The 1,745-nt window shown below is 57.8% G+C and carries 1 protein-coding gene; it reads left to right on the top strand.

The genetic code is table 11. The annotated features are described in order from the left end of the window. Window positions 1-1,745 (top strand): Ig-like domain-containing protein (locus AB1287_RS19715; RefSeq protein ID WP_435618842.1); only part of this gene is annotated, 1,745 nt, incomplete at both ends.

The following is a 1,745-nucleotide window of genomic DNA, read 5'->3' as shown; positions in this document are numbered from 1 at the left end:
GTTTATTGTCAACACCACCACTCAGGGCAATCAGGGATACGGCGGTGACGCCATAGATGTAACCCACATCCTGGATGCCACGCTGATGGCGGACGGCAATGTGTACATCACCTGGCAGTCCGACAACGTTGACGGAAGCGGTATGGGCGTGGAAGGGATCGTGGTGAACCCGGATGCTTCCTACTACTCAGAGTTTACGGTTAATACCGCGAAGGCCGGGGATCAGACGCACTCTTCCGTAGCGGCACTGCCCGGCGGCGGCTCCATTGTGGTCTGGCAGTCCACGACCGGTGACGGCTCGGGCACCTGCATTAAAGGACAGATGCTGGATGCGAAGGGCCAGCCTGTTGGAAGCGAGTTTACGGTTAACGCCACCACGGCGGGGGATCAGCTTACGCCGCAGGTGACGGTACTGCCGAACGGCAATTTCCAGGTGGTCTGGAGCAGCGGTGTTTATATCAAGGGGCAGACTTTCTCCTATACGCGGGACGAACACTCTCAGGTTAACGGTGTAATCACGTCGGGGGCTGAGTTCAACGTGAACACCGGAAGTGGGGCAGATAATCAGACCAGCCCGGTGATTACTACCCTGGCCGATGGCGGCTATATGGTGGTCTGGCAGGCCTCCGTAAACAATACATGGCAGATTTATGGTCGCCAGTATAACGCTGACGGTGAGCCGGTTACGGCCCAGACGGTGCTGGCGACGACGATGCTGAGTACGCCAAATATCTGGAATGCCTTCGTAGGGGACTGGAATCCGTTACCGACGGTAACAACGCTGGCGGATGGCCGGGTGGCGATTGCCTATACCACGAAAGGGAATGGCTACGATGCCACGGTTGTGCTTTACGATCCGGCTACCCACGTGACGGGAACCCCGGTGGTGGTCAACCAGACGTTAGGGAACAATCAGGCTTCTCCGGTAGTGACGGCCCTGGGCAACGGTAACTTTATTGTGACCTGGGACTCGAACAATAACGGCGGTCCGGATCAGACCGGCTTTAGCGTCTGGGGACGTCTGTTCGACGCCAGCGGGAATGCGCTGGGAAATGAGTTTATGATCAATACCGCGACGGTAGGGGATCAGCAGCTTCCGATCGTGGTAAGCCGTGAGGACGGTAGCTTTGTGGTGGTGTTCGTGTCGGCAACCGACAGTGCGCCAGGGGTGGGTACCTATGGCATCTACGCTCAGTATTTTGATGCGAACGGCAACAAGATTGGGCAGCAGATGCAGATTAACCAGCTGACTTCTGGCGACCAGATTGAAGTGGATGCCACCTTCCTTGAGGGCGGACAGCTGTATGTGACCTGGACCGATCAGGGCGTTGCGGACGGTGCTGGCTCAGCAATTAAGGGACGCATCGTGGATCTGGCCGAAACCCTCGGCCTGACGCAGGAAACACCGAAAAATGACGATCCGACCACCATTGACTATCAACCAGCAACGGAGACGGCGGCCGATTCTCTGCCGCCAAACGTGGGGATCTCGGTAAACAACTCCGACCGGCTGGGCGGCCAGACCGAACCGGGCGCTACCGTGACGGTTATCGATGCGAAAGGTAAGCCGCACGTGACCGTGGCGGACAGTAAAGGTGCATGGCATCTGGAGCCGAACCCGCTGGCGGTTGGGGAGAATGGGTATATTTCAGCCGCTGATACGGCGGGTAATTCGGGCGCGCCTGTTCTGATTCGCGGTACGGCTCTGGACGGTTACGACCTGTTGAACGAAAGCACTCAGGTGA

Source organism: Scandinavium sp. UTDF21-P1B (assembly GCF_040750395.1).
Taxonomy (GTDB): domain Bacteria; phylum Pseudomonadota; class Gammaproteobacteria; order Enterobacterales; family Enterobacteriaceae; genus Scandinavium.
This window is presented reverse-complemented; position numbering and strand designations above follow the sequence as displayed.